At 66.3% G+C, this 19,342-nt stretch carries 13 protein-coding genes and 1 riboswitch; of the genes, 4 read left to right on the top strand and 9 right to left on the bottom strand.

The window, feature by feature from the left end; genetic code table 11:
* Positions 1–324: 324 nt before the first annotated feature.
* Positions 325–3,402, top strand: coding sequence for a valine--tRNA ligase (locus JF542_RS01415; protein WP_207074449.1), 3,078 nt, complete (start codon positions 325–327; stop codon positions 3,400–3,402).
* A gap of 329 nt (positions 3,403–3,731) precedes the next feature.
* Here the strand turns inward: JF542_RS01415 and JF542_RS01410 are convergent, their stop codons facing one another.
* On the bottom strand, positions 3,732–4,499 hold the full coding sequence (locus JF542_RS01410; RefSeq protein WP_207074447.1) for a 3-hydroxyacyl-CoA dehydrogenase: 768 nt from the start codon (positions 4,497–4,499) through the stop codon (positions 3,732–3,734).
* Positions 4,500–4,808: 309 nt separating this feature from the next.
* Here JF542_RS01410 and JF542_RS01405 point away from each other — a divergent pair, with 309 nt between their 5' ends.
* Positions 4,809–5,414 carry a 2-hydroxychromene-2-carboxylate isomerase gene (locus JF542_RS01405; protein WP_207074446.1) on the top strand — a complete coding sequence of 202 codons (606 nt, stop codon included), beginning with the start codon at positions 4,809–4,811 and terminating at the stop codon, positions 5,412–5,414.
* Positions 5,415–5,662: 248 nt separating this feature from the next.
* A complete protein-coding gene (gene gghA, locus JF542_RS01400) occupies positions 5,663–8,071 on the top strand; it encodes a glucosylglycerol hydrolase (RefSeq protein WP_207074445.1) in 2,409 nt (802 codons plus the stop codon).
* A 22-nt stretch (positions 8,072–8,093) separates the two neighbouring features.
* Here gghA and JF542_RS01395 read toward each other — a convergent pair whose 3' ends face one another.
* From JF542_RS01395 to metZ, 4 genes are all read right to left on the bottom strand, one after another.
* Positions 8,094–9,542, bottom strand: coding sequence for a TrkH family potassium uptake protein (locus tag JF542_RS01395; RefSeq protein ID WP_007792366.1), 1,449 nt, complete (start codon positions 9,540–9,542; stop codon positions 8,094–8,096).
* A 75-nt stretch (positions 9,543–9,617) separates the two neighbouring features.
* On the bottom strand, positions 9,618–9,845 hold the full coding sequence (locus tag JF542_RS01390) for a hypothetical protein (RefSeq protein ID WP_007792367.1): 228 nt from the start codon (positions 9,843–9,845) through the stop codon (positions 9,618–9,620).
* A 161-nt stretch (positions 9,846–10,006) separates the two neighbouring features.
* Positions 10,007–11,098, bottom strand: coding sequence for a GTP cyclohydrolase FolE2 (folE2, locus tag JF542_RS01385; protein ID WP_007792369.1), 1,092 nt, complete (start codon positions 11,096–11,098; stop codon positions 10,007–10,009).
* A 116-nt stretch (positions 11,099–11,214) separates the two neighbouring features.
* Positions 11,215–12,393, bottom strand: a complete 1,179-nt coding sequence (gene metZ / locus JF542_RS01380) for an O-succinylhomoserine sulfhydrylase (RefSeq protein ID WP_007792372.1) — start codon at positions 12,391–12,393, stop codon at positions 11,215–11,217.
* 62 nt (positions 12,394–12,455) lie between these two features.
* Positions 12,456–12,533, bottom strand: a riboswitch (SAM riboswitch).
* 179 nt (positions 12,534–12,712) lie between these two features.
* Between metZ and JF542_RS01375 the strand changes: the two genes are divergently transcribed.
* Entirely contained in the window at positions 12,713–14,584 is a 1,872-nt protein-coding gene (locus JF542_RS01375; RefSeq protein WP_207074444.1) for a monovalent cation:proton antiporter-2 (CPA2) family protein, read from the top strand.
* Positions 14,585–14,777: 193 nt separating this feature from the next.
* On the opposite strand, the gene JF542_RS01370 is transcribed toward JF542_RS01375, so the two are convergent.
* From JF542_RS01370 to JF542_RS01355, 4 genes are all read right to left on the bottom strand, one after another.
* Positions 14,778–15,287, bottom strand: coding sequence for a CarD family transcriptional regulator (locus JF542_RS01370; protein ID WP_007792377.1), 510 nt, complete (start codon positions 15,285–15,287; stop codon positions 14,778–14,780).
* A gap of 306 nt (positions 15,288–15,593) precedes the next feature.
* Complete coding sequence (gene fdxA, locus JF542_RS01365) at positions 15,594–15,932, bottom strand: ferredoxin FdxA (protein ID WP_007792381.1); 339 nt, start codon at positions 15,930–15,932, stop codon at positions 15,594–15,596.
* A 57-nt stretch (positions 15,933–15,989) separates the two neighbouring features.
* Positions 15,990–16,364: an RNA-binding S4 domain-containing protein gene (locus JF542_RS01360; protein ID WP_007792385.1), complete on the bottom strand. Its 375-nt coding sequence runs from the start codon at positions 16,362–16,364 to the stop codon at positions 15,990–15,992.
* Entirely contained in the window at positions 16,365–19,334 is a 2,970-nt protein-coding gene (locus tag JF542_RS01355) for a helicase-related protein (RefSeq protein ID WP_207074443.1), read from the bottom strand.
* Positions 19,335–19,342 lie beyond the last annotated feature (8 nt).

Here is a 19,342-nt window from a genome sequence, read left to right as displayed (position 1 = left end):
CGCCGCACCTCCCATTCGGACCGCAATGGTCCAGCCGGTTTCCGAAGCCCTCTCCTCCTCCCTGGGCTGTCGGAATGATCAGACGGCGGTGCCCCTCCTCCTCCCGGGCACCGCCGTTTTTCGTTTTCGCCCCCTTGCCTCTGAGCCCCGCCCGCGTGGCGGGCGATTTCGGGGCTCTGCCCCGTCCGCGCGGGCGCGCGGACTCCCCGGGATATTTTCGGCCAGAAGAAACCGGGGCGCGGCGCGGGACGTGCAGCCTTTCCCTTTGCCCCGCCAGCGGGTAGACGAGGCGGGACAATGCATGCAGGCACGGGAAGACGACCCATGGCGATGGAAAAGACCTTTGACGCGGCCGCCGCCGAGGCGCGCATCTACGAAGCATGGGAGAAGGCGGGCGCCTTTGACGCCGGGGCGAATGCCTCGCGCGACGAGAGCTTCTGCATCATGATCCCGCCGCCCAACGTGACAGGCTCGCTGCACATGGGCCACGCCTTCAACAACACGCTGCAGGACATCCTCGTGCGCTGGCACCGGATGCGCGGCTTCGACACGCTGTGGCAGCCCGGGCAGGACCATGCGGGCATCGCCACGCAGATGGTGGTCGAGCGTGAGCTGGCCAAGGATGCCAGCAACGCCACCCGCCGCGAAATGGGCCGCGAGGCCTTCACCGCGAAGATCTGGGAGTGGAAGCAGCAGTCCGGCGGCACCATCATCAACCAGCTCAAGCGCCTCGGCGCGTCCTGCGACTGGTCGCGCAACGCCTTCACCATGTCCGGCGCCGAGGGCGCGCCGGCGGGTGAGGAGGGCAACTTCCACGACGCGGTGATCAAGGTCTTCGTCGACATGTACGAGAAGGGCCTGATCTACCGCGGCAAGCGGCTGGTGAACTGGGACCCGCATTTCGAGACGGCGATCTCGGATCTTGAGGTCGAGAACATCGAGGTGCCGGGTCACATGTGGCACTTCAAGTACCCGCTCGCGGGCGGCGCCACCTACACCTACGTGGAGAAGGACGAGGACGGCAATGTGCTCTTCGAGGAGGAGCGCGACTATATCTCCATCGCCACCACCCGTCCCGAGACCATGCTGGGCGACGGCGCGGTCGCCGTGCACCCGTCGGACGACCGCTACGCGCCGATCGTCGGCCAGCTCTGCGAGATCCCGGTGGGGCCGAAGGAGCATCGTCGCCTGATCCCGATCATCACCGACGAGTATCCCGATCCGACCTTCGGTTCGGGCGCGGTGAAGATCACCGGCGCGCATGATTTCAACGACTACCAGGTCGCCAAGCGCGGTGGCATCCCGATGTACCGCCTGATGGACACCCGCGGCACCATGCGCGCCGACGGCACCGCCTATGCCGAGGCCGCCGAGACCGCGCAGAAGGTCGCCCGTGGCGAGCTGACGCTCACCGAGCACGAGGCCGACGCGCTGAACCTGGTCCCCGATCACCTGCGCGGGCTCGACCGGTTCGAGGCGCGCGAGGCGGTGGTGCGCGAGATCACCGATGAAGGCCTCGCGGTGATGACCGAGGTCACCGATCCGCGGCTCGGCCAGGCGGCCGCCAAGGCCCCCGTGGCGCCCGAAGAGGGCGGCGAGGCGCGTGACGAGGCGGCCCAGTGGGTGCCGCTCGTGGAGGCCAAGCCGATCATGCAGCCCTTCGGCGACCGCTCCAAGGTCGTCATCGAGCCGATGCTCACCGACCAGTGGTTCGTCGATACCGCGCAGATCGTCGGGCCGGCGCTTGATGCCGTGCGCGAGGGCCGCGTGCGGATCATGCCCGAGAGCGGCGAGAAGACCTATTATCACTGGCTCGAGAACATCGAGCCCTGGTGCATCTCGCGCCAGCTCTGGTGGGGCCACCAGATCCCGGTCTGGCACACCCCGGGTCTCGGCGACGAGTGGCGCTCGTTCTGCGCCGCCACCGAGGAGGAGGCGCTGAAGAAGATGCACGACTTCTTCGGCGAGGATGCCGAGTTCCTGATGGTCGAGGATGCGGCAGCGGCCGAGGATCACCTTGCCGCCCTTCTCGAGCAGGGCACCGATTTCACCGGCGTCGACCAGCGCCGCCGGCCGCAGGCGATCCCGGTGTTCCGCGATCCCGACGTGCTGGACACGTGGTTCTCGTCCGGGCTCTGGCCGATCGGCACGCTGGGCTGGCCGGAAAAGACGGCGGAGCTCGAGCGCTACTTCCCCACCAGCGTCCTGGTGACCGGGCAGGACATCCTGTTCTTCTGGGTCGCGCGGATGATGATGATGCAGCTTGCCGTGGTCGACGAGATCCCGTTCCGGGATGTCTACCTGCACGGGCTGGTGCGCGACGCCAAGGGCAAGAAGATGTCCAAGTCGCTCGGCAACGTGGTCGACCCGCTCGAGATCATCGACGAGTACGGCGCCGACGCGCTGCGCTTCACCAACGCGGCCATGGCCTCGCTGGGCGGCGTGCTGAAGCTCGACATGCAGCGCATCGCCGGCTACCGCAATTTCGGCACCAAGCTGTGGAACGCCGCCCGTTTCGCCGAGATGAACGGCGCGGTGGGGCTGGGCAGTGACCGCCCGGTCCCGCAGGCCACGGTGAACAAGTGGATCCTCGGCGAGACCGCGCGGGTGCGCGAGACCGTCGATGCGGCGCTGGCCGACTACCGCTTCAACGACGCGGCGCTGTCGCTCTACGCCTTTGTCTGGGGCGTGGTCTGCGACTGGTATGTCGAGTTCTCGAAGCCCCTGTTGCAGGGCGAGGACGAGGCCGCCAAGGCCGAGACGCAGGCCACGATGTCCTGGGTCATCGACCAGTGCCTGATCCTGCTGCACCCGATCATGCCCTTCATCACCGAAGAGCTCTGGGGCACGCTGGGCGAGCGCTCGAAGATGCTCGTGCATGGCGACTGGCCGAGCTACACGACCGAGGAACTGCTCGACCCGGCGGCGGATGCCGAGATGCGCTGGGTGATCTCGCTGATCGAGGGCGTGCGCTCGGCGCGGGCGCAGATGGGCGTGCCGGTGGGGCTTTACGTGCCGGTGCTGGTGACCGAGATCGACGCCGCAGGCAAAGCGGCCTGGGCCAACAACGAGACGCTGATCAAGCGTCTGGCGCGGCTCGAGAGCCTGACAGCGGTCGACAGCTTCCCCAAGGGCTGCGTGACCGTGCCGGTGGGCGGTGCGACCTTCGGTCTGCCGCTGGCCGACATCATCGATGTCGAGGCCGAGAAGGCGCGGCTCGAGAAGAACATCGCCAAGCTCGGCAAGGAGCTGGGCGGCCTGCGCGGGCGTCTGAAGAACCCCAAGTTCGTCGAGAGCGCGCCCGAGGATGTGGTCGAGGAAACCCGCGACAACCTCGCCGCACGCGAAGAGGAAGAGGCCAAGCTCAAGGAGGCGCTGGCGCGCCTGGCCGAGATCGGCTGAGGATTTCCTCTGGAGCCGGAAACAGGACCGCCGCCCTTCGGGGCGGCGGTTTGCGTTTGGGGGGCGTCACGCCCCACTCTTATCTGATCGCTCTCAGATCGTCGTGCCGGGACCCCGCCGCGCCATCGCCGGCCCGCGGGGTGGCGATCCGGTCTTCGAGCCTCTCGATTTATCCCGGCCACGTCCGAAGGACCTCGCCAGGTGGCTCCCAGCCCGACCAAATCGCCAGCCCGTCCGGGCGGGCCATGCCGGAGGCATGCTTTCAGCATGACGATGGCGCGGCGGCCTGCGGCCTTGATTCCGCGCTTAGAAGACTGGAACGCCCCGCGCTATTTCGGCGCCATCCGCAGTGCGCCGTCGAGGCGGATCACCTCGCCGTTCAGCATCTGGTTCTCGATGATGTGCCGCGCCAGCGCCGCGTACTCCTGCGGATCGCCCAGCCGCGGCGGGAACGGCACCGACGCCCCGAGGCTGTCCTGCACCTCCTGCGGCAGGCCGGCCATCATCGGCGTGCCGAAGATCCCCGGCGCGATGGTCACCACGCGGATGCCGTGCCGCGCCAGTTCGCGCGCCGCCGGCAGCGTCAGCGAGGCCACGCCGCCCTTTGACGCCGCGTAGGCCGCCTGCCCGATCTGCCCGTCCATCGCAGCGATCGAGGCGGTGTTGATGATCACCCCGCGCTCGCCGCCCTCGCCCGGGTCCTGCTTCGAGATCGCATCCGCCGCCAGCCGCAGCATGTTGAAGGTGCCTACGAGATTGATCGTCACCGCCCGCGCGAAGCTGTCGAGCCCGTGCGGTCCCTCGCGCCCGATGATCTTTTCGCCCGGCGCGACGCCCGCGCAGCTGACCAGACCGTCGAGCCGGCCGAAACGCTCCAGCGCAGTGGCCACCGCCGCCTCGCCCTGCGCTGCGTCGGTCACGTCGGTCTTCACGAAATGCGCCGCCTCACCGAGCGCGGCGGCCTTGGCCTCGCCGGCCTCGGCATTCACGTCGAGCAGAACTGCGCGGCCACCGGCGCCCACCAGCATCTCGGCCACCGCCGCGCCGAGGCCCGAGCCGCCGCCGGTCACGAGGAACACACGATCTTCGATTTTCATCACAAACCCTCCCTTTTCCCGGCGGAGCATAGCCAAGGCATCGGCGCTGACAATGGCGGGCGCGGCGTCACGAATGTGATTCAAATCTGCGCAAATTTCCGGCGTTCTTTCGGTGTTCAGGAGCGTTTCCGCCCGGATTGCCCGGCAGCCGCGACGCACCCGGCCCGCCCGGGCCGGGTCTCGTTGACAAGCAGAGGCCCGCTGCGCGTCAATCATGCAACGATCCGGTTCGGGGCTCTGCGGAGCCGGGGCCGCCGATACGGACCGCCGATCAAGGGTACGAAGCCAGTTTCGAAATCCGGGGGCGTCATGCGCAAGACCATCGACTATTTCTTCTCACCAGCCTCCGGGTTCACCTATCTCGGCCATCAGGCGCTGATGTCGCTGGCCGCAGAGGCCGGCGCCATGGTGCGCTTTCACCCGATGGACATCCGCAAAGTCTATGCCGAAATGGGCACCACCCACCCGCTCGAACAATGCGAGGCGCGGCAGAGCTACCGCATCGAGGACCAGCGCCGCTGGGCGCGGCTGCGCGGCCTGCGCATGACCCCGAACCCGGCGCATCACCCGGTCGATGTGCGCCTGCCCTGCCGGGTGATCCTTGCCACAGGCCGGCTCGGGCTTGATCAGGACGCGGTCACGCTGGCCTGCCTGCGCGGGGTCTGGGCCGAGGGGCGCAACATCTCGGATCCGGGCGACCTTGGCGAGGCGCTGCGCCAGATAGACCTACCCGCCTACGACATCCTGCACGAGGCCGAGTCCGAGGACGTGCGCGACGAGGCCGATGCGGTCACGCAATCGGCGATCGAGGCCGAGATCTTCGGGTCGCCGACCTACGTCGTTGATGGCGAACGCTTCTGGGGACAGGACCGGATCGAGTTCATGCGCGAAAAGCTTCTCAAGGCCGCTGCCTGATCCTCTGCCGCCTGAACACGCTTTGCTCAAAACATCGCCCCGGCCTTGCGGCGAAACCCCGCCTTTCGCGTTGCAGACAGGTCTCAGCGCCTTAGGTTGACCGGAGGACAGGCGGGAGGGCCCGCCGGTTCGTCCGGGAGGGTGCGCCAGATTGCGTCCTCTTCCCGCAGATCGCCAGACATTCCGCGCCGCGCGCCCCGAGGGGCCGCGGTCGTGGCACATGAGCAACGAGACAGGACCGAGACGCCATGACAGACACGCCCGCCATCCTCGCCGACCTTTCCGCCGCCGAGGCCCGCGCCGAGTGGTGCCAGCAGGTGCTCAACACCGCCCCCGACCGATTTGCCGCCGGCAAGCAGATCGCGCGGCGACTGGGGGCTCTTGTCGATGGCGAACAGGTGGAGTTCGGCTTCTGGACCCCGGAGCTGCAGGATTGGCGCATCGCCGATGGCGACGTGTTCCTCGAGGTGCTGCGCCCGCAGGAAGAGCTCGACCTCACCGCCAGCCAGGGCGACGTGCGCTTCGACCGGGTGCTGCTGCCGGTGTCACGTTGCGAGGCCTTCACCTTTGCCGCCGCCACCGGTCTCAAGGCCGGCAGCCGCGACCAGATCGGCGATTTCTACGCGCTGGTCTACCGCGACCAGGAGGGCGCCTATCATCGCATCCTCGATCCACTCGCCGCCTCCCTGCCCTATGGCGCCTTCTCCCCGGCCGAGATCTACGATCTGCCGGCAATGCAGGCGCGGCGGCAGGACAAGGGCTATTTCGAGCAGGTCCGCAAAGCCGACGGCCCGTACAAGTTCGCACCGCCGACCTCGATCCTTCAGGTCCACGTGCCCACCGCGACGCCCGGCGGCACGCTGGCCTCGCTCACCCGCCAGTTCGAGCGCCTCGCGGTGCGCGTCGGCGCCGGCCTCGCACTCGAGCCCGACGAAGAGCTCTTCGCCGGCTACGACGCGGTGCAGCTGCTGCCGGTCGAGCCCACCACCGTCTACGAGGCGGGCCCGGATTTCTGGACCGATGTCGAAAGCGACGAGGAGACGGTGACCGCTCACCTGATGCGGCCCGACACCACCAACTGGGGCTATGACATCGTGATCTCGGGCATGGCCACGGTGAACCCGGTGCTGCTCGAGACGGCGCGGCCCGACGAGCTGGTCGACCTTGCGGCGGTGCTGCACAACTTCCCGCGCTGGCCCAAGATGCTGGTGCTCGACGTGGTGTTCGGACACTCCGACAACCAGGGGCTCAACGCGCTCAACAGCCATTTCTTCGCCGGGCCGAACATGTACGGCCAGAACCTCGACTACAACAACCCGTTCGTGCGGGCGATCCTGCTCGAGCTGCAGCGCCGCAAGGTGGATTTCGGCGCCGACGGCGTGCGCGTGGACGGGGCGCAGGACTTCAAGTGGTGGGATGCCTCGACGCAGGAGATGCGCCACGACGACGACTACCTGCAGGAAATGTCGGACGTGGTGCAGAACGTGGCCGGCGTCGATTACCGGCCGTGGTTCGTCTTCGAGGACGGCCGCCCGTGGCCGCAGGAAGACTGGGAGCTGAGCTCGGACTACCGCGCGGTGATCGAGAACCAGAAGGACACCGACCCGGACGTGTTCCAGTGGGGACCGCTGACCTTCGCCCACAACACGCCGTTCATCTACACCTTCTGGCTGTCGAAATACTGGCGCCTGTGGGAGATCCTCACACGCGGCTCGAACTGGATCTCGGGCACCGCCAACCACGATACGCTGCGCCGGGGCACGCAGGTGAATCCCAAGCTCAACATCAACACCCGTCTGGGCGACACCAAGATGGAGATCCTCGACAAGGCCTACGACAACCCGGCGGTGTCGATCCTGACCTATGCCGCCCTGCCCGGGGTGCCGATGGATTTCCTCAACGCCACCGCGCGCGCCAGCTGGGGCTTCATCCGGAATCAGGATGACAAGTACGGCGTCAAGGTCGTGGCCGAAGAGGCGATCTCACTCAAGTGGCAGGTGGACGAGTACAGCTACTCGGTCCCTGGCGCCTTCCGCTGGCTCAAGGAGCTGGGTTTCGAGACCCGCGAAGACCTCGCCCGGTTCCTCGAGTTCCTGCCAGCGCTGGTCGAGGTGACCGATTACGACCTCAACACCATCGCCACGCTTCTGAACGCGGTGGAGCCGCCGCTGGCCGGGCCGCGCCCGATCACCGTGGGCGGGCTGAAGCAGATCGCGCGGGCCTGGATGGACGACATGCACGAGTACTGCAACGTCTCGCACTCGACCTCGAAGCTTGACCCGGTGCAAACCAACGCCATGCGCCGCCTGCGCATGTTCCGGCTCAACAACCCGTGGCTGCGCAAGAACTTCCGTGACGACGACCATTTCCGGTATCTCGAGCCGATCGACGGCCGCACGGTCTTTGTCTCGCTGCGCAACGCGCCGCAGGGCGGCGAGGTGTTCACCGTCTGTCACATGGAAGGCGGCGCGACCGACGAGATCGATCCGCTCGACCTGCTCCCCGACAGCGTCAGCCGCAACGACTGGCACCTGACGATCCGGGGCCCCGGCATCGGGCCGGACTATATCGGCGGTCCGCTCGTGCTGAGGGATTCGATGGGGCTGGTCTATACCCGCGGCCTCGACATCACCCACCTCGCCGGCGAGCCGCACTGAGCCGTTGCGCTGGCGCGCCGGCTCAGGCGCGCCAGAACCGCAGCGTGAAGAGGGTGAAGACCGCCATCACCTCGAGCCGTCCTGTGAGCATGGCGAAGGCCAGCATCCACTTGGCGGTGTCGTTGATGTCGGCGAAATTGCCCGCCGGGCCGATCTGATCTCCGAGGCCCGGGCCGACATTGGCCAGCGCCGTCGCCGCGCCCGAAAGCGAGGTGATGAAGTCGAGCCCGGTCATCCCGAGCCCCACCGACAGCACCCCCAGCGAGACCACGAAGAAGGCGAAGAAGCTGAGCACCGAGGACAGCGTGTCGTCATCGACGGGGCGCCCCTGGAAGCGCGGGGTGAACACGCCGTGCGGGGCGCGGATGCGGCGCAGCTGCACCCGGATCGAGGCGAACAGGATCTGGTAGCGGAAGATCTTCACCGAACAGGCGGTGGAGCCGGCGCAGCCGCCGATCAGCCCGATGAAGAAGAACATCGTGATGATGAACGAGCCCCACTGCATGTAGTCCACCGAGGCATAGCCGGTGCCCGATATGATCGAGGTGATATTGAACAGCGCCTCGCGCACCGCCTGCTCGGGGTGGTGCGGAAAGATCGAAACCAGCGTCACCACCATCATCAGCACCAGCACCGCGATGACGCCGAAGAAGGCCAGCACCTGGGTGTCGCGCCAGAGCGCGGTGTAATGGCCGTTCATCATCTGCACATAGCGCACGAAGGGCAGCGCGGCGGCGATCATGAAGACCGAGGCCACGTATTCCGCCGGGCCTGAAAAGGTGCCGAAGCTGGCGTCGTAATTGGCGAAGCCGCCGGTCGAGATTGTGGTGAGCGCGTGCACCATCGCGTCGAAGGCATTCATGCCGCACAGCAGGTAGGCGACGGCGCAGGCCAGCGTCATGCCGACATAGATCGTCGAGATCGACGACGCGATCTCGGTGGCGCGTGGCAGGATCTTTCCCATCGTCTCGAAAGCCTCCGAGCGGAACACCTGCATCCCTCCCACCCGCAGCTCGGGCAGGAACACCATGGCCACCACGATGATGCCGATGCCGCCCAGCCATTGCAGGATGCCGCGCCACAGTAGCAGCCCCTTGGGCAGGGTATCGAGCCCGCTGAACACGGTCGAGCCGGTGGTGGTCAGGCCCGACATGGCCTCGAAATAGGCGTCGGTAAAGCTCGCCTCGGTGGCGCCGAAAATGAAAGGCAGACCGCCGAACAGCGGCAGCGCGGCCCAGACCCCCACGGTGAGCAGGAAGGTCTGCTGCAGCGTCAGCCCCTCCTTCACGCCATTGGCACAGGCCAGCGCGATGAGCCCGCCGGTCAACATGCTGACGAGGCCGGTCTCGAGGAACACGTGCCACTCTCCCCGCCCCTCGGCGATGTCGACGAGCATGGGCAGGAACATGGTCGCCCCCAACGTGGCGACGAGAAGACCGATGACATAGGCGACGGGACGGAGGTCGAACATGGCGCAGCGTTGTCCTGCCCCGCGAAATTAGTCAAGCAGCCCGGCGGGCAAATTCCCCGAGAGCGCCTGCGCCGCTCAGGCGGTCAGCAGGTCGCGGAACACGTGCGGCAGGATCTCGTCGCGGCTGAGCCCCATGCGGGCGAGCTGGTCGTCGCTCTTCATCTCGAGGTGAATGATCTCGCGCATCCGGGCCTTGCGCAGACCGTAGGGGTTCAGCCCCAGCCCGAGATTTGCGAAATACAGGTCTATCTTCTGCTTCAGCGAGCCGCGGCCCATGGCGATCTGAACGGTATCGGCGTGCATCCGGAAACCTCCTTCTGTTGGTTTCCTCCCAGCCCCATACTTAGGCCAAACCCTTGCGCATTCCCGAACCCGCCGATCACGAATTGCTGCAATGCAGCAAGCTGCATAAGAAATGCGCCACCCCTCGGGGCGGCGCATCCTAATCCATCGCAGGGTGGGCCTCAGTGGCTGTGGATCAGCGTCGGGAACAGCTTCGGGCCAAGGCTATCATGGGCAAATGTGGTGCCTTCGGTCAGCACCGACACCGCATCATGCGAGTGCAGGCTTTCCTGATGGCTGGCCAGCACGCGGTAGTCGCCAATGCGCGGATCCGCCTGGAGCTGCGCGGCGAAGAGCCGCGCGGCATCCTCGACGAAGATCGGGTTGGCGGCGTTGAGCTCGGCGAAGGCCTGCTCGTCCTCGCGCTTGACCATGACCTGAGTCTCGGTCGGCACGGCGGCGCGGCAGAGGTCGATCAGATCCTCGAACCACAGGCACTCGCCCTCCTTGAGCTCCACCGAGACCCGCGCCACGGAGCGCTGCGAATGCGGCGTCGCGAGCTGGTTGCGCTCGCGCCGGGCGTGCTCGGACAGCTCGAGCGAGCACGGGCAGGTCGAGCTGTAGACATAGTCGAGATGCACGATCTTGCGGCGCACGCCCGCGGTTTCCACCAGCTCGAGCGCAATGTCGTAATACTGAAAGCCCCACAGGCCCGAGCGCAGCGATTCCACCTTCACGGGGAAGGAAAAAGCCAACTCAATGCGGGCGTCAAAGCTCTCGAGATCGCTCTTGTAGTCGTCCAGCGCGGCCTCGATCACCTCGAAGGAGAAGGTCTTGTCGGCGTGGACATAGAAGCTGCGCATGATGCGCGACATGTTGATGCCCTTCTTGTCGGCATCGAGACTCACCGTGCCGGTGACCGAGGTCTCCAGCGTCAGATCGCCATTGTCGCGAGTGTGGAACTTAATCGGCAGCCGGAAGTTGGAAATCCCGACATGCTGGATTGCGCGGTTCGCTCCCCGGATCAACGACGCCGGGCCATTCTGCAGGTCCGGAAGCGTTTCGCGGTAGGCGGCATCTGCCTCGAAGTCTTGCGGAAAGATACGCGACAGGTCCGGGTAACCGGACCCGTCCCGAAGCAGGGCAAGCGCCGGATCGACCGCGTCGATCTCGGTATCTTGTGCCTTGTCGGCAAAACGGCGCAGCAGGTCGAGCGCGGCGCGCACCTGCTCTTCGCTGGGCTTGCTGTCGATTTCCGGCGTGTGGACGTTCATTCTGGTATTCCTCGGGCGTCTCTCCTACCGCCCCAGAGATAGGTCGCGCATGAAACGTTTTCCAACTTTTTCCTGCTTCCGGGCGAGTAACGCCCGGAAATCACACGTATGTGATGCTATCCAGCATCAAGCGCCTGCAGCACGTCGGCGACCAGATCATCGGTATCCTCGATGCCGACCGACAGGCGGATAAGCCCGTCCGAAATGCCCAGATCCGCGCGCTGCTCGGGCGACAGGCGCTGGTGCGTGGTGGTCGCCGGATGCGTCGCGATGGACTTGGCATCGCCAAGGTTGTTCGAAATCAGGATGATCTGAAGCGCGTTGCAGAAGCGGAACGCCGCCTCCTTCCCGCCGTCGATCTCGAAGGCCACCATCGTGCCGCCCGCGCCGAGTTGACGCTGCGCCAGCGCGTGCTGCGTGTGGCTCTCGAGTCCCGGATAGCTGACCTTGGTGATCCTGGCATGTTTGCTCACCGCCTCGGCGATCGCCTTGGCCGACGCGGTCTGCGCCCGCACCCGCAGGTCGATGGTCTCAAGGCCCTTGAGCATGATCCACGCGGTGAACGGGCTCATCGAGCCGCCGGTGTGCTTCATGTAGGGCTCGACCGTGCCGCGAATGAACTCGCGGCTGCCGAGGACAACGCCGCCGAGCGCGCGGCCCTGGCCGTCGATGTGCTTCGTCGCGGAATAGACGACCACATCAGCACCTTGCGCGATGGCGTTGGAGTAGACCGGCGTGGAGAAGACATTGTCGACGATGACGATCGCGCCGGCCTCGTGGGCCAGCTTGGCCACGCCCTCGATGTCGACGATCTCGAGCGTCGGGTTCGACATGCTCTCGAAGAACACCGCCGTGGCGCCGGGCTTCAGCGCCTCTTCCCAGGCCGCAAGGTCCGCCCCGTCGACGAACTCCACCTCGACGCCGTAGCGCGGCAGGATGCTCTCGAGGATGTAGAGGCAGGAGCCGAACAACGCCTTCGCGGCCACCACACGGTCGCCGGCCTTGAGGCAGGACGTCAGCGCGCCGTTGACGGCGGCCATGCCGGAGGCGGTGGCAAAGGCATCCTCGGCGCCCTCGAGAAGCGCGATGCGCTCCTCGAACATGGCCACGGTCGGGTTGCCGTAGCGGGCATAGATGAACTCGTCCGGGCCGGACTTCAGAAAGCGCGCCTCGGCCTGCTCGGCACTGTCATAGGCGAAGCCCTGGGTGAGAAAAATCGCTTCGCTGAGCTCGCCCCACTGGCTGCGCTTGGTGCCGCCGTGAACCGCGTTCGTGCGAGATCCCTTGCTGGTCATGTCGTATCCTTTCGCGGCACCCCTCGCCGCAATTGAAAAAAGCCCCGTCGCGGTCAAGCGAAAGGGGCTTTCGTCTGACCTCTTTAGCGGCATGTTTAACGTGGCCCGCAATCCGGTAACAAAGCGCCACGGGCCGCGCATTACGCCTCTCGCGCCGTTGCGTCAAGCTTTCCGGTTGTGACAGGCTGGGCCCGCCCGCCGGTCTTTACATCGAATGCGCTCGATTTGTGCGGCGATCCGCGCAGGCTGGCGCCGAGGGCGGTTGTCATTTCCGCCTGCCCTGCCCCATCATGTCGTGGGCAGAGGCAGCGGGACGACTATGGACGGATTTCTCTTTCAGGCTTCGATCTACCTTTTGGCGGCGGTGATCGCGGTGCCGATCGCGGCGCGGCTGGGGCTCGGCTCGGTGCTGGGATACCTCCTGGCCGGCATCGTCATCGGGCCGGTGCTGGACCTCGTCGCCGCCACCGAGGATCTGCGCCATTTCGCAGAGTTCGGCGTGGTGATGATGCTCTTCATCATCGGGCTCGAGCTGGAACCGCGCGCGCTCTGGGACATGCGCCACCGGCTGGTGGGGCTGGGAGGCTCGCAGATCGCCATCACCATGCTGGCTGTGATGGGCTGCGCCATGGCGCTCGGGGTGAGCTGGGCGCCGGCTCTGGCCTGCGGCATGGTTTTCGCCCTCTCCTCAACCGCCATCGTGCTGCAGACGCTGAACGAGAAGGGGCTGATGCAGTCGACCGGCGGGCGCTCGGCCTTCTCGGTGCTGCTGACGCAGGACATCGCGGTGATTCCGATGCTGGTGATGCTGCCGCTGCTGGCGCTGCCGGGCGTGGCGCATCTCTCTCCCGATGGGTCCATCGACCTCGGGCATGGCAGCGAGGACGGGCACCACGGGTTGTCTCTGGTCGAGGGCCTGCCAGGCTGGGGCGTGGCGCTGGTGACGCTGGCCGCCATCGCGCTGATCATCGTGGCCGGCATCTACGGCGCGCGCCCGCTGTTCCGGCATATCCATTCCTCGCGCCTGCCCGAAATGTTCACCGCCGTGGCGCTGCTGATCGTGGTCGGCATCGCCTTCCTGATGGAGCTCGTGGGCCTGTCGCCGGCGCTCGGCACCTTCCTCGCCGGGGTGGTGCTGGCGAACTCTGAATTCCGCCACCAGCTCGAGTCGGATATCGAGCCCTTCAAGGGGCTGCTGCTGGGGCTGTTCTTCATCACCGTGGGCGCGGGCATCGACATCCTCGCCTTCCTGCGCGAGCCCTTCGTGATCCTGGGTCTGGCGCTCGGACTGATGCTGCTGAAGGGCGCGATCCTGATGCTGCTGGCACGGGTCTTCAAGCTTCACACACGGGCGCGCTGGCTCTTCACCCTGTCGCTGGCGCAGGCCGGGGAGTTCGGTTTCGTCCTGATCTCCTTCGCACTGCAGCTCAACATCTTCGACACCGGACTGGGGCAGCGGCTGCTGCTGGTGGTGGCGTTGTCGATGCTTATCACCCCCCTGCTCTTCATCCTCTACGACTGGCTCTCGACCCGGCTCGAGGAGGCCCGCGAGGCGCAGCAGGAGGACAGCATCGAGGCGGATGGGCCGATCATCATCGCCGGCATCGGGCGCTTCGGCCAGATCGTGAACCGGCTGGTGGGCAGCTCGGGCTACCGCACGGTGGTGATCGATCACGACATGAAGACCATCGAGCTGATGCGCCGTTTCGGCCATCGCGGCTTCTTCGGCGACCCGACCCGGCCAGAGCTGCTGCATGCCGCGGGCATCAAGGACGCCAAGGTGCTTGTGGCCGGGCTCGACGATCCCAAGGCCACCACCAAGCTGGTGCGCTTCGCCCGCCGCATCCGAGAGGATGTCTTCATCATCGCCCGCGCCCATGACCGGACGCATGTCTACGAGCTCTACCAGGCCGGCGCCGACAAGATCGTGCGCGAGATGTTCGACAGCTCGCTGCGGGCCGGGCGCTACGTGCTCGAGGAGATCGGCATGAGCGAGTACGAAGCGGCGATCGCGCAGGAGACCTTCTATCACCACGACCGGCAAACGGTGCAGGAGTTGGCCCAGCTCTGGGATCCCGACGTGCCCTCGGCCGAGAACGAGGCTTATATCAAGCGCGCCCGCGAGCTCGAGAAGGAGCTCGAGACGGCGCTTTACACGGCATTGATGGAAGGGCGCGAGGACGCGGCGTGAGGGATCGGGCGTGTCGCAACCTCAGTCCCTCCTGTGCGTTTCGAGTGGACGCCGCCGCTCCATTGCCGGCCCGCGGGATGGCGCGGCGGCCTGCGGCGCTGTTCCGCGTGGCAAGAGGTGCGCGCCATCCCCAGACAACGAAAAAAGCGGACCCGAAGGCCCGCTTTTCCCGAATGTTCGTGTCAGATGAGGATCAGGCGGCGCGCAGCCCAAGGACCTCGTCGACCTGGCGCGCGGCGGCGACCTCGTCCCCACCGGAGACGGCAGCCACTTCGCGGGTCAGACGCTCGAGCGCGGCCTCGTACAGCTGACGCTCGGAGTAGCTCTGCTCGCGCTGGTCGTCGGCGCGGTGCAGGTCGCGCACCACTTCCGCGATGGCGATCAGGTCGCCCGAGTTGATCTTCTGCTCATATTCCTGAGCGCGGCGCGACCACATCGCGCGCTTGACCTTGGCCTTGCCCTTCAGCGTCTTCATCGCCTGGCTCACCACGTCGGGCGAGGAGAGCGAGCGCATGCCGATCTCGGTTGCCTTGTGGGTCGGCACCCGAAGGGTCATCTTGTCCTTTTCGAAAGAAATCACAAACAGTTCCAGCGTCATGCCGGCGACTTCCTGCTCCTCGATCGACATGATCTGACCCACGCCATGGGCGGGATAGACCACGTAATCGTTCGGCCGGAATTCGTTCTTCTTGCTCTTGGTCATACAACAGGGTCCTTAGCAGCCAAGCCACGGCTCATCACGACAAGAATGACGCGGCGACAAAAAGGCGGACGGATATGCAAAGCATCCCGTTCGCCTGAAAACGTCACGTCTTCGATTATTCCCCCGGCCGGTTCCCGACCTGATCATGTCTGCGTGGCTTCGTCATGTGTGCCACCTAGAATAGCACAAAAGCCCGCTCTTTCCCAGATTCTTGGCGGAAACAGAGATTTCACGCGAAATCAGGGATTTGCGCGGATTCAGTTACGCGTTTGCAACCGCTTTGGCTGCACAACGGCGAATCGCCGCTCAGCCGCCCTCGCCCGGCGCCTCGGAGAAGTACTTCTCCATCTTGCCCGGCTCGCCATCGCGCTCCTCGGCCTCGGGCATCGGATCCTTCTTGGAAATGATGACCGGCCACATCTCGGAGTACTTGCGGTTGAACTCGACCCACTTCTCCATGTCCGGCTCGGTGTCGGGCCGGATGGCGTCGGCGGGGCATTCCGGTTCGCAAACGCCGCAATCGATGCATTCATCGGGATGAATCACCAGCGTGTTCTCGCCCTCGTAGAAGCAATCCACCGGACAGACTTCGACGCAGTCGGTGTATTTGCAGGCGATGCAGTTTTCAGTGACCACGTAAGTCATGGCAAAATCATCCGTCAGAGTGTCACGATTTTCGTCTAGCTAGACCACGATGCGGGATCATTCAAGCATATCCCGATGCCGGTCGAGCTGGCGGCGATCCCGTTTGGTGGGACGCCCCCCGCCCTCGAAGCGCGGGGTCTGTGGCGCCGGCGCGCGCGGCGCCGGCGGATCCAGGTCTTCGTAAAGCGCCTGAGCCTCCGGTGCCGGTCCGCGCCGCGTGCCGAGGGCGACCACCTTGATCACCCGCACGTCGCGGCCCTGCGAGAAGGTCAGAACGTCGCCAAGCCCCACCGAGAAGGCAGGCTTGGCGATGGGCTGTCCGTTGACGCGCAGCCCGCCCGACACGACCTTCGCGGCAAGGCTCCGCGTCTTGAAGAAGCGGGCCTGCCACAGCCACTTGTCGATGCGCAGCTTGGTCGCCGGCTCAGACACTTACGACTTGCCCTTGAACCCCATGAGCGCCGCGGCGAAGGGGTTGTCGGGGTCGATCTTCTGCTCCTTGCGGGGGCGCGACTCGTAGGTCTTGGCGCCCTTGTCGCCCTGTGGCTTGCCGCCCTTGCCCTTCTTGCCGCCGGGGCCGCCCTTGCCACGCGGCGCACCGCCCTTGCCGCGGGCGCCCTTCTGGCCGTCGCGGCCGCCGCCGTCACGCTCGCGGTTGCCACCGCCCTCGCGGCGCGGGCCGCGATTGTTGCGATTGCCGGCCCAGGTGAAGGTGTAGAAGACCTCGGTCTCGGGGCCTGCCAGCGCCTCGTCGGGCGCGGTGCCGGGGAGGATCTCTTCCTCGGGGGTCTCGGCGATGTGATCGTCGACTTCGACCGGCGCGGGATCTTCGTTGACCGGCGCGAAGCCCTCGTCATCGATGGCCTCGGAGCCCGTCACCACGTCGGCAGCCGGCGGGGTCGCCGCGGGATCGGCCATCGCCGCGGGTGTCGCCTCTTCCTCGCGGGCCGCGTCGAAGACCGGCTCGTTCTCGCCGGGCTCGCCCGACGGCTCGGAGGTCTCGGCGACCACCTCGTCGGCGCGGCGCACCTTGTTGCGCTCACCCTTCTCGCCGCGATAGCCGAGGCCCTGCATCAGGTCGGCGAACTGCTCCAGCGTCATGCCGGTGATCGACAGCATGTCCGCGTTGGCCTCGAAACCGCCGCGGCTGTCCTGCGCGCGCAGCAGGTCGGCGAGGCGCTCGAGCATGTCGATGCGGATCGCGCGCTCGCCGGCCGGGCGGTAGCCTGCCAGCGAGTAGTGCTGCATCGGCACGTCGCGGATATTGGGCACGGTCACCAGACCCGGGGGCGGTGCCTCGGGGAAGGTGTCGAGATCGTTGAAGAGCGACCACAGCACCAGCCGCAGGCGCGTCGGCGCGGGCTTGAGCAGCAGCGGCATGAAGATGGTGTATTGGCCGAAGCGCATGCCGTGCTTGCGCAGGGCGCCACGGGCGTCCTGGTCAAGCTGCTTGACCTCGTCGGCCACCAGCTGGCGCGGCAGGATGCCCATCGCCTCGACCATGCGGAAGGCGAAGCCACGGGCGAGGCCCGTGAGGGTCTCGTCACGCTGCATGTTGAGCAGCGGCTCGAACAACGCCGCGATCTTGCGGTCGATGAAGTGCTGCAGACGGCGCTCGACCTTCTGGACCACGTCCGGTCCGGCGGTGTCGTCGACGAAGGCCACCACGCGCGGCTTGAGCGGGTCGTCGCCCTTGGCGAGCTTGCCCACCGCCTGGTCGCCCCACATGAGGCCGCCCTGCTCAGTGAAATCGATCTCGGTATCCGGCGCATTGTAGAACCGATCCGCCCGAAGGTGGAAATGCGGCGCGAGCGCCTGAAGCGACGCCTGCTTCAGCGTCTTGGCCTCCTGGCCCGTCGCCCCCTGGTCCTGACGGAACCGGAACCCTTCAAGACGACCGACGAATTCTCCTTCGACGGTCACCTCACCCTTGTCATTCACCTCGGCCAAAAGGGCCTCCTTCTGCTTCAACCGGCGAAGCAATACGCTTGTCCGCCGGTCAACAAATCTCTGAGTCAGACGCTCGTGCAGGGCGTCGGACAGTGCGTCTTCTACAGCGCGGGTCGCCTCGCGCCAATGGCTTTCGTCATCGACCCAGCCGCGGCGCTGCGCCACGTAGGTCCATGTGCGGATAAACGCCAATCGCTTCGACAATGTGTCGATATCGCCATCGGTGCGGTCGATCCGCTTGATCTGACGCGCGAGGAAGTCTCTCGGGATCTCGCCGCGCTCGTGCAGATGCTGGAAGATAACCTGCAACAGGCCAGCATGTTCCGCATGACTGATTCCCCGGAAATCCGGAATCCGGCAGACATCCCACAAAAGCTGCACCGAGCGCGGGTTCGTCGCGCGCGCCTGCACCTCGGCCTCCTGCCCCAGCGTCTTGAGCGCCATCAGGTCGTCGGCCTCGCGCGCCTTGGCGAGCCACTCGTCGTTGGGGCTGAGCTCGAGCGAATGCACCAGCCCCTGGATCGAGCCGAAATTGAGCTTCGGGTTGCGCCAGTTGAGCTTGCGCAGCGGGGTGAAGCTGTGGCTGGTGATCGCCTCGACCCAGTCGTCGGGGATCTGGCCGGCGTCCCCGGTGGTGCCGAATGTGCCGGGCTTCATGCCGCGCCCGGCCCGGCCGGCGATCTGCGCCAGCTCGTTGGGCTGCAGCGGCCGCATCCGGCGGCCGTCGAACTTGGTCAGGCTCGAGAAGGCGACGTGGTCGATATCGAGGTTGAGGCCCATGCCGATGGCATCGGTGGCGACGAGGTAGTCGACCTCGCCATTCTGGTAGAGATCGACCTGCGCGTTGCGGGTGCGCGGGCTCAGCGCCCCCATGACCACCGCGGCACCGCCCTTGGTGCGGCGGATCAGCTCGGCGATGGCATAGACATTATCGACCGAAAACCCGACGATCGCCGAGCGCGCCGGCATCCGGCTTATCTTTTTCGAACCAAGGTAGCCCAATTGGCTCATCCGCTCGCGGCGGATGAACTCGCAGCCCTTCACCAGCGCGTTGATCGGCCCGCGCATGGTGTCGGAGCCGAGAAACAGCGTCTCGTGCAGGCCCCGCATGCGCAGCAGCCGATCGGTGAAGACATGGCCGCGCTCGGGATCGGCGCAGAGCTGGATCTCGTCGATCGCGACGAAGTCGCAGCCCATGCCTTCGGGCATCGCCTCGACGGTGCAGATCCAGTACTGTGCCCGCGGCGGCACGATGCGCTCCTCGCCGGTGACCAGCGCCACCGTGCCCGGGCCGCGCGCCGCCACGACCTTGTCGTAGACCTCGCGGGCCAGAAGCCGCAGTGGCAGGCCGATCATCCCGGTGCGGTGACCGAGCATGCGTTCGATTGCGTAATGGGTTTTGCCAGTGTTGGTCGGGCCGAGAACGGCCGCGATCCGTGCGCGCTGGGGCATGGTGACGC

Source organism: Salipiger bermudensis (assembly GCF_017309175.1).
GTDB classification, from domain to species: Bacteria; Pseudomonadota; Alphaproteobacteria; order Rhodobacterales; family Rhodobacteraceae; genus Salipiger; species Salipiger bermudensis.
This window is presented reverse-complemented; position numbering and strand designations above follow the sequence as displayed.

What these genes read in the sequence shown, in the direction of transcription:
- JF542_RS01355 (WP_207074443.1), bottom strand. Translation starts at nt 19,334, where the DNA reads ATGCCCCAGCGCGCACGGATCGCGGCCGTTCTCGGCCCGACCAACACT.
- JF542_RS01415 (WP_207074449.1), top strand. Translation starts at nt 325, where the DNA reads ATGGCGATGGAAAAGACCTTTGACGCGGCCGCCGCCGAGGCGCGCATC.
- fdxA (WP_007792381.1), bottom strand. Translation starts at nt 15,932, where the DNA reads ATGACTTACGTGGTCACTGAAAACTGCATCGCCTGCAAATACACCGAC.
- gghA (WP_207074445.1), top strand. Translation starts at nt 5,663, where the DNA reads ATGACAGACACGCCCGCCATCCTCGCCGACCTTTCCGCCGCCGAGGCC.
- JF542_RS01410 (WP_207074447.1), bottom strand. Translation starts at nt 4,499, where the DNA reads ATGAAAATCGAAGATCGTGTGTTCCTCGTGACCGGCGGCGGCTCGGGC.
- JF542_RS01395 (WP_007792366.1), bottom strand. Translation starts at nt 9,542, where the DNA reads ATGTTCGACCTCCGTCCCGTCGCCTATGTCATCGGTCTTCTCGTCGCC.
- metZ (WP_007792372.1), bottom strand. Translation starts at nt 12,393, where the DNA reads ATGACCAGCAAGGGATCTCGCACGAACGCGGTTCACGGCGGCACCAAG.
- JF542_RS01370 (WP_007792377.1), bottom strand. Translation starts at nt 15,287, where the DNA reads ATGACCAAGAGCAAGAAGAACGAATTCCGGCCGAACGATTACGTGGTC.
- JF542_RS01405 (WP_207074446.1), top strand. Translation starts at nt 4,809, where the DNA reads ATGCGCAAGACCATCGACTATTTCTTCTCACCAGCCTCCGGGTTCACC.
- JF542_RS01390 (WP_007792367.1), bottom strand. Translation starts at nt 9,845, where the DNA reads ATGCACGCCGATACCGTTCAGATCGCCATGGGCCGCGGCTCGCTGAAG.
- folE2 (WP_007792369.1), bottom strand. Translation starts at nt 11,098, where the DNA reads ATGAACGTCCACACGCCGGAAATCGACAGCAAGCCCAGCGAAGAGCAG.
- JF542_RS01375 (WP_207074444.1), top strand. Translation starts at nt 12,713, where the DNA reads ATGGACGGATTTCTCTTTCAGGCTTCGATCTACCTTTTGGCGGCGGTG.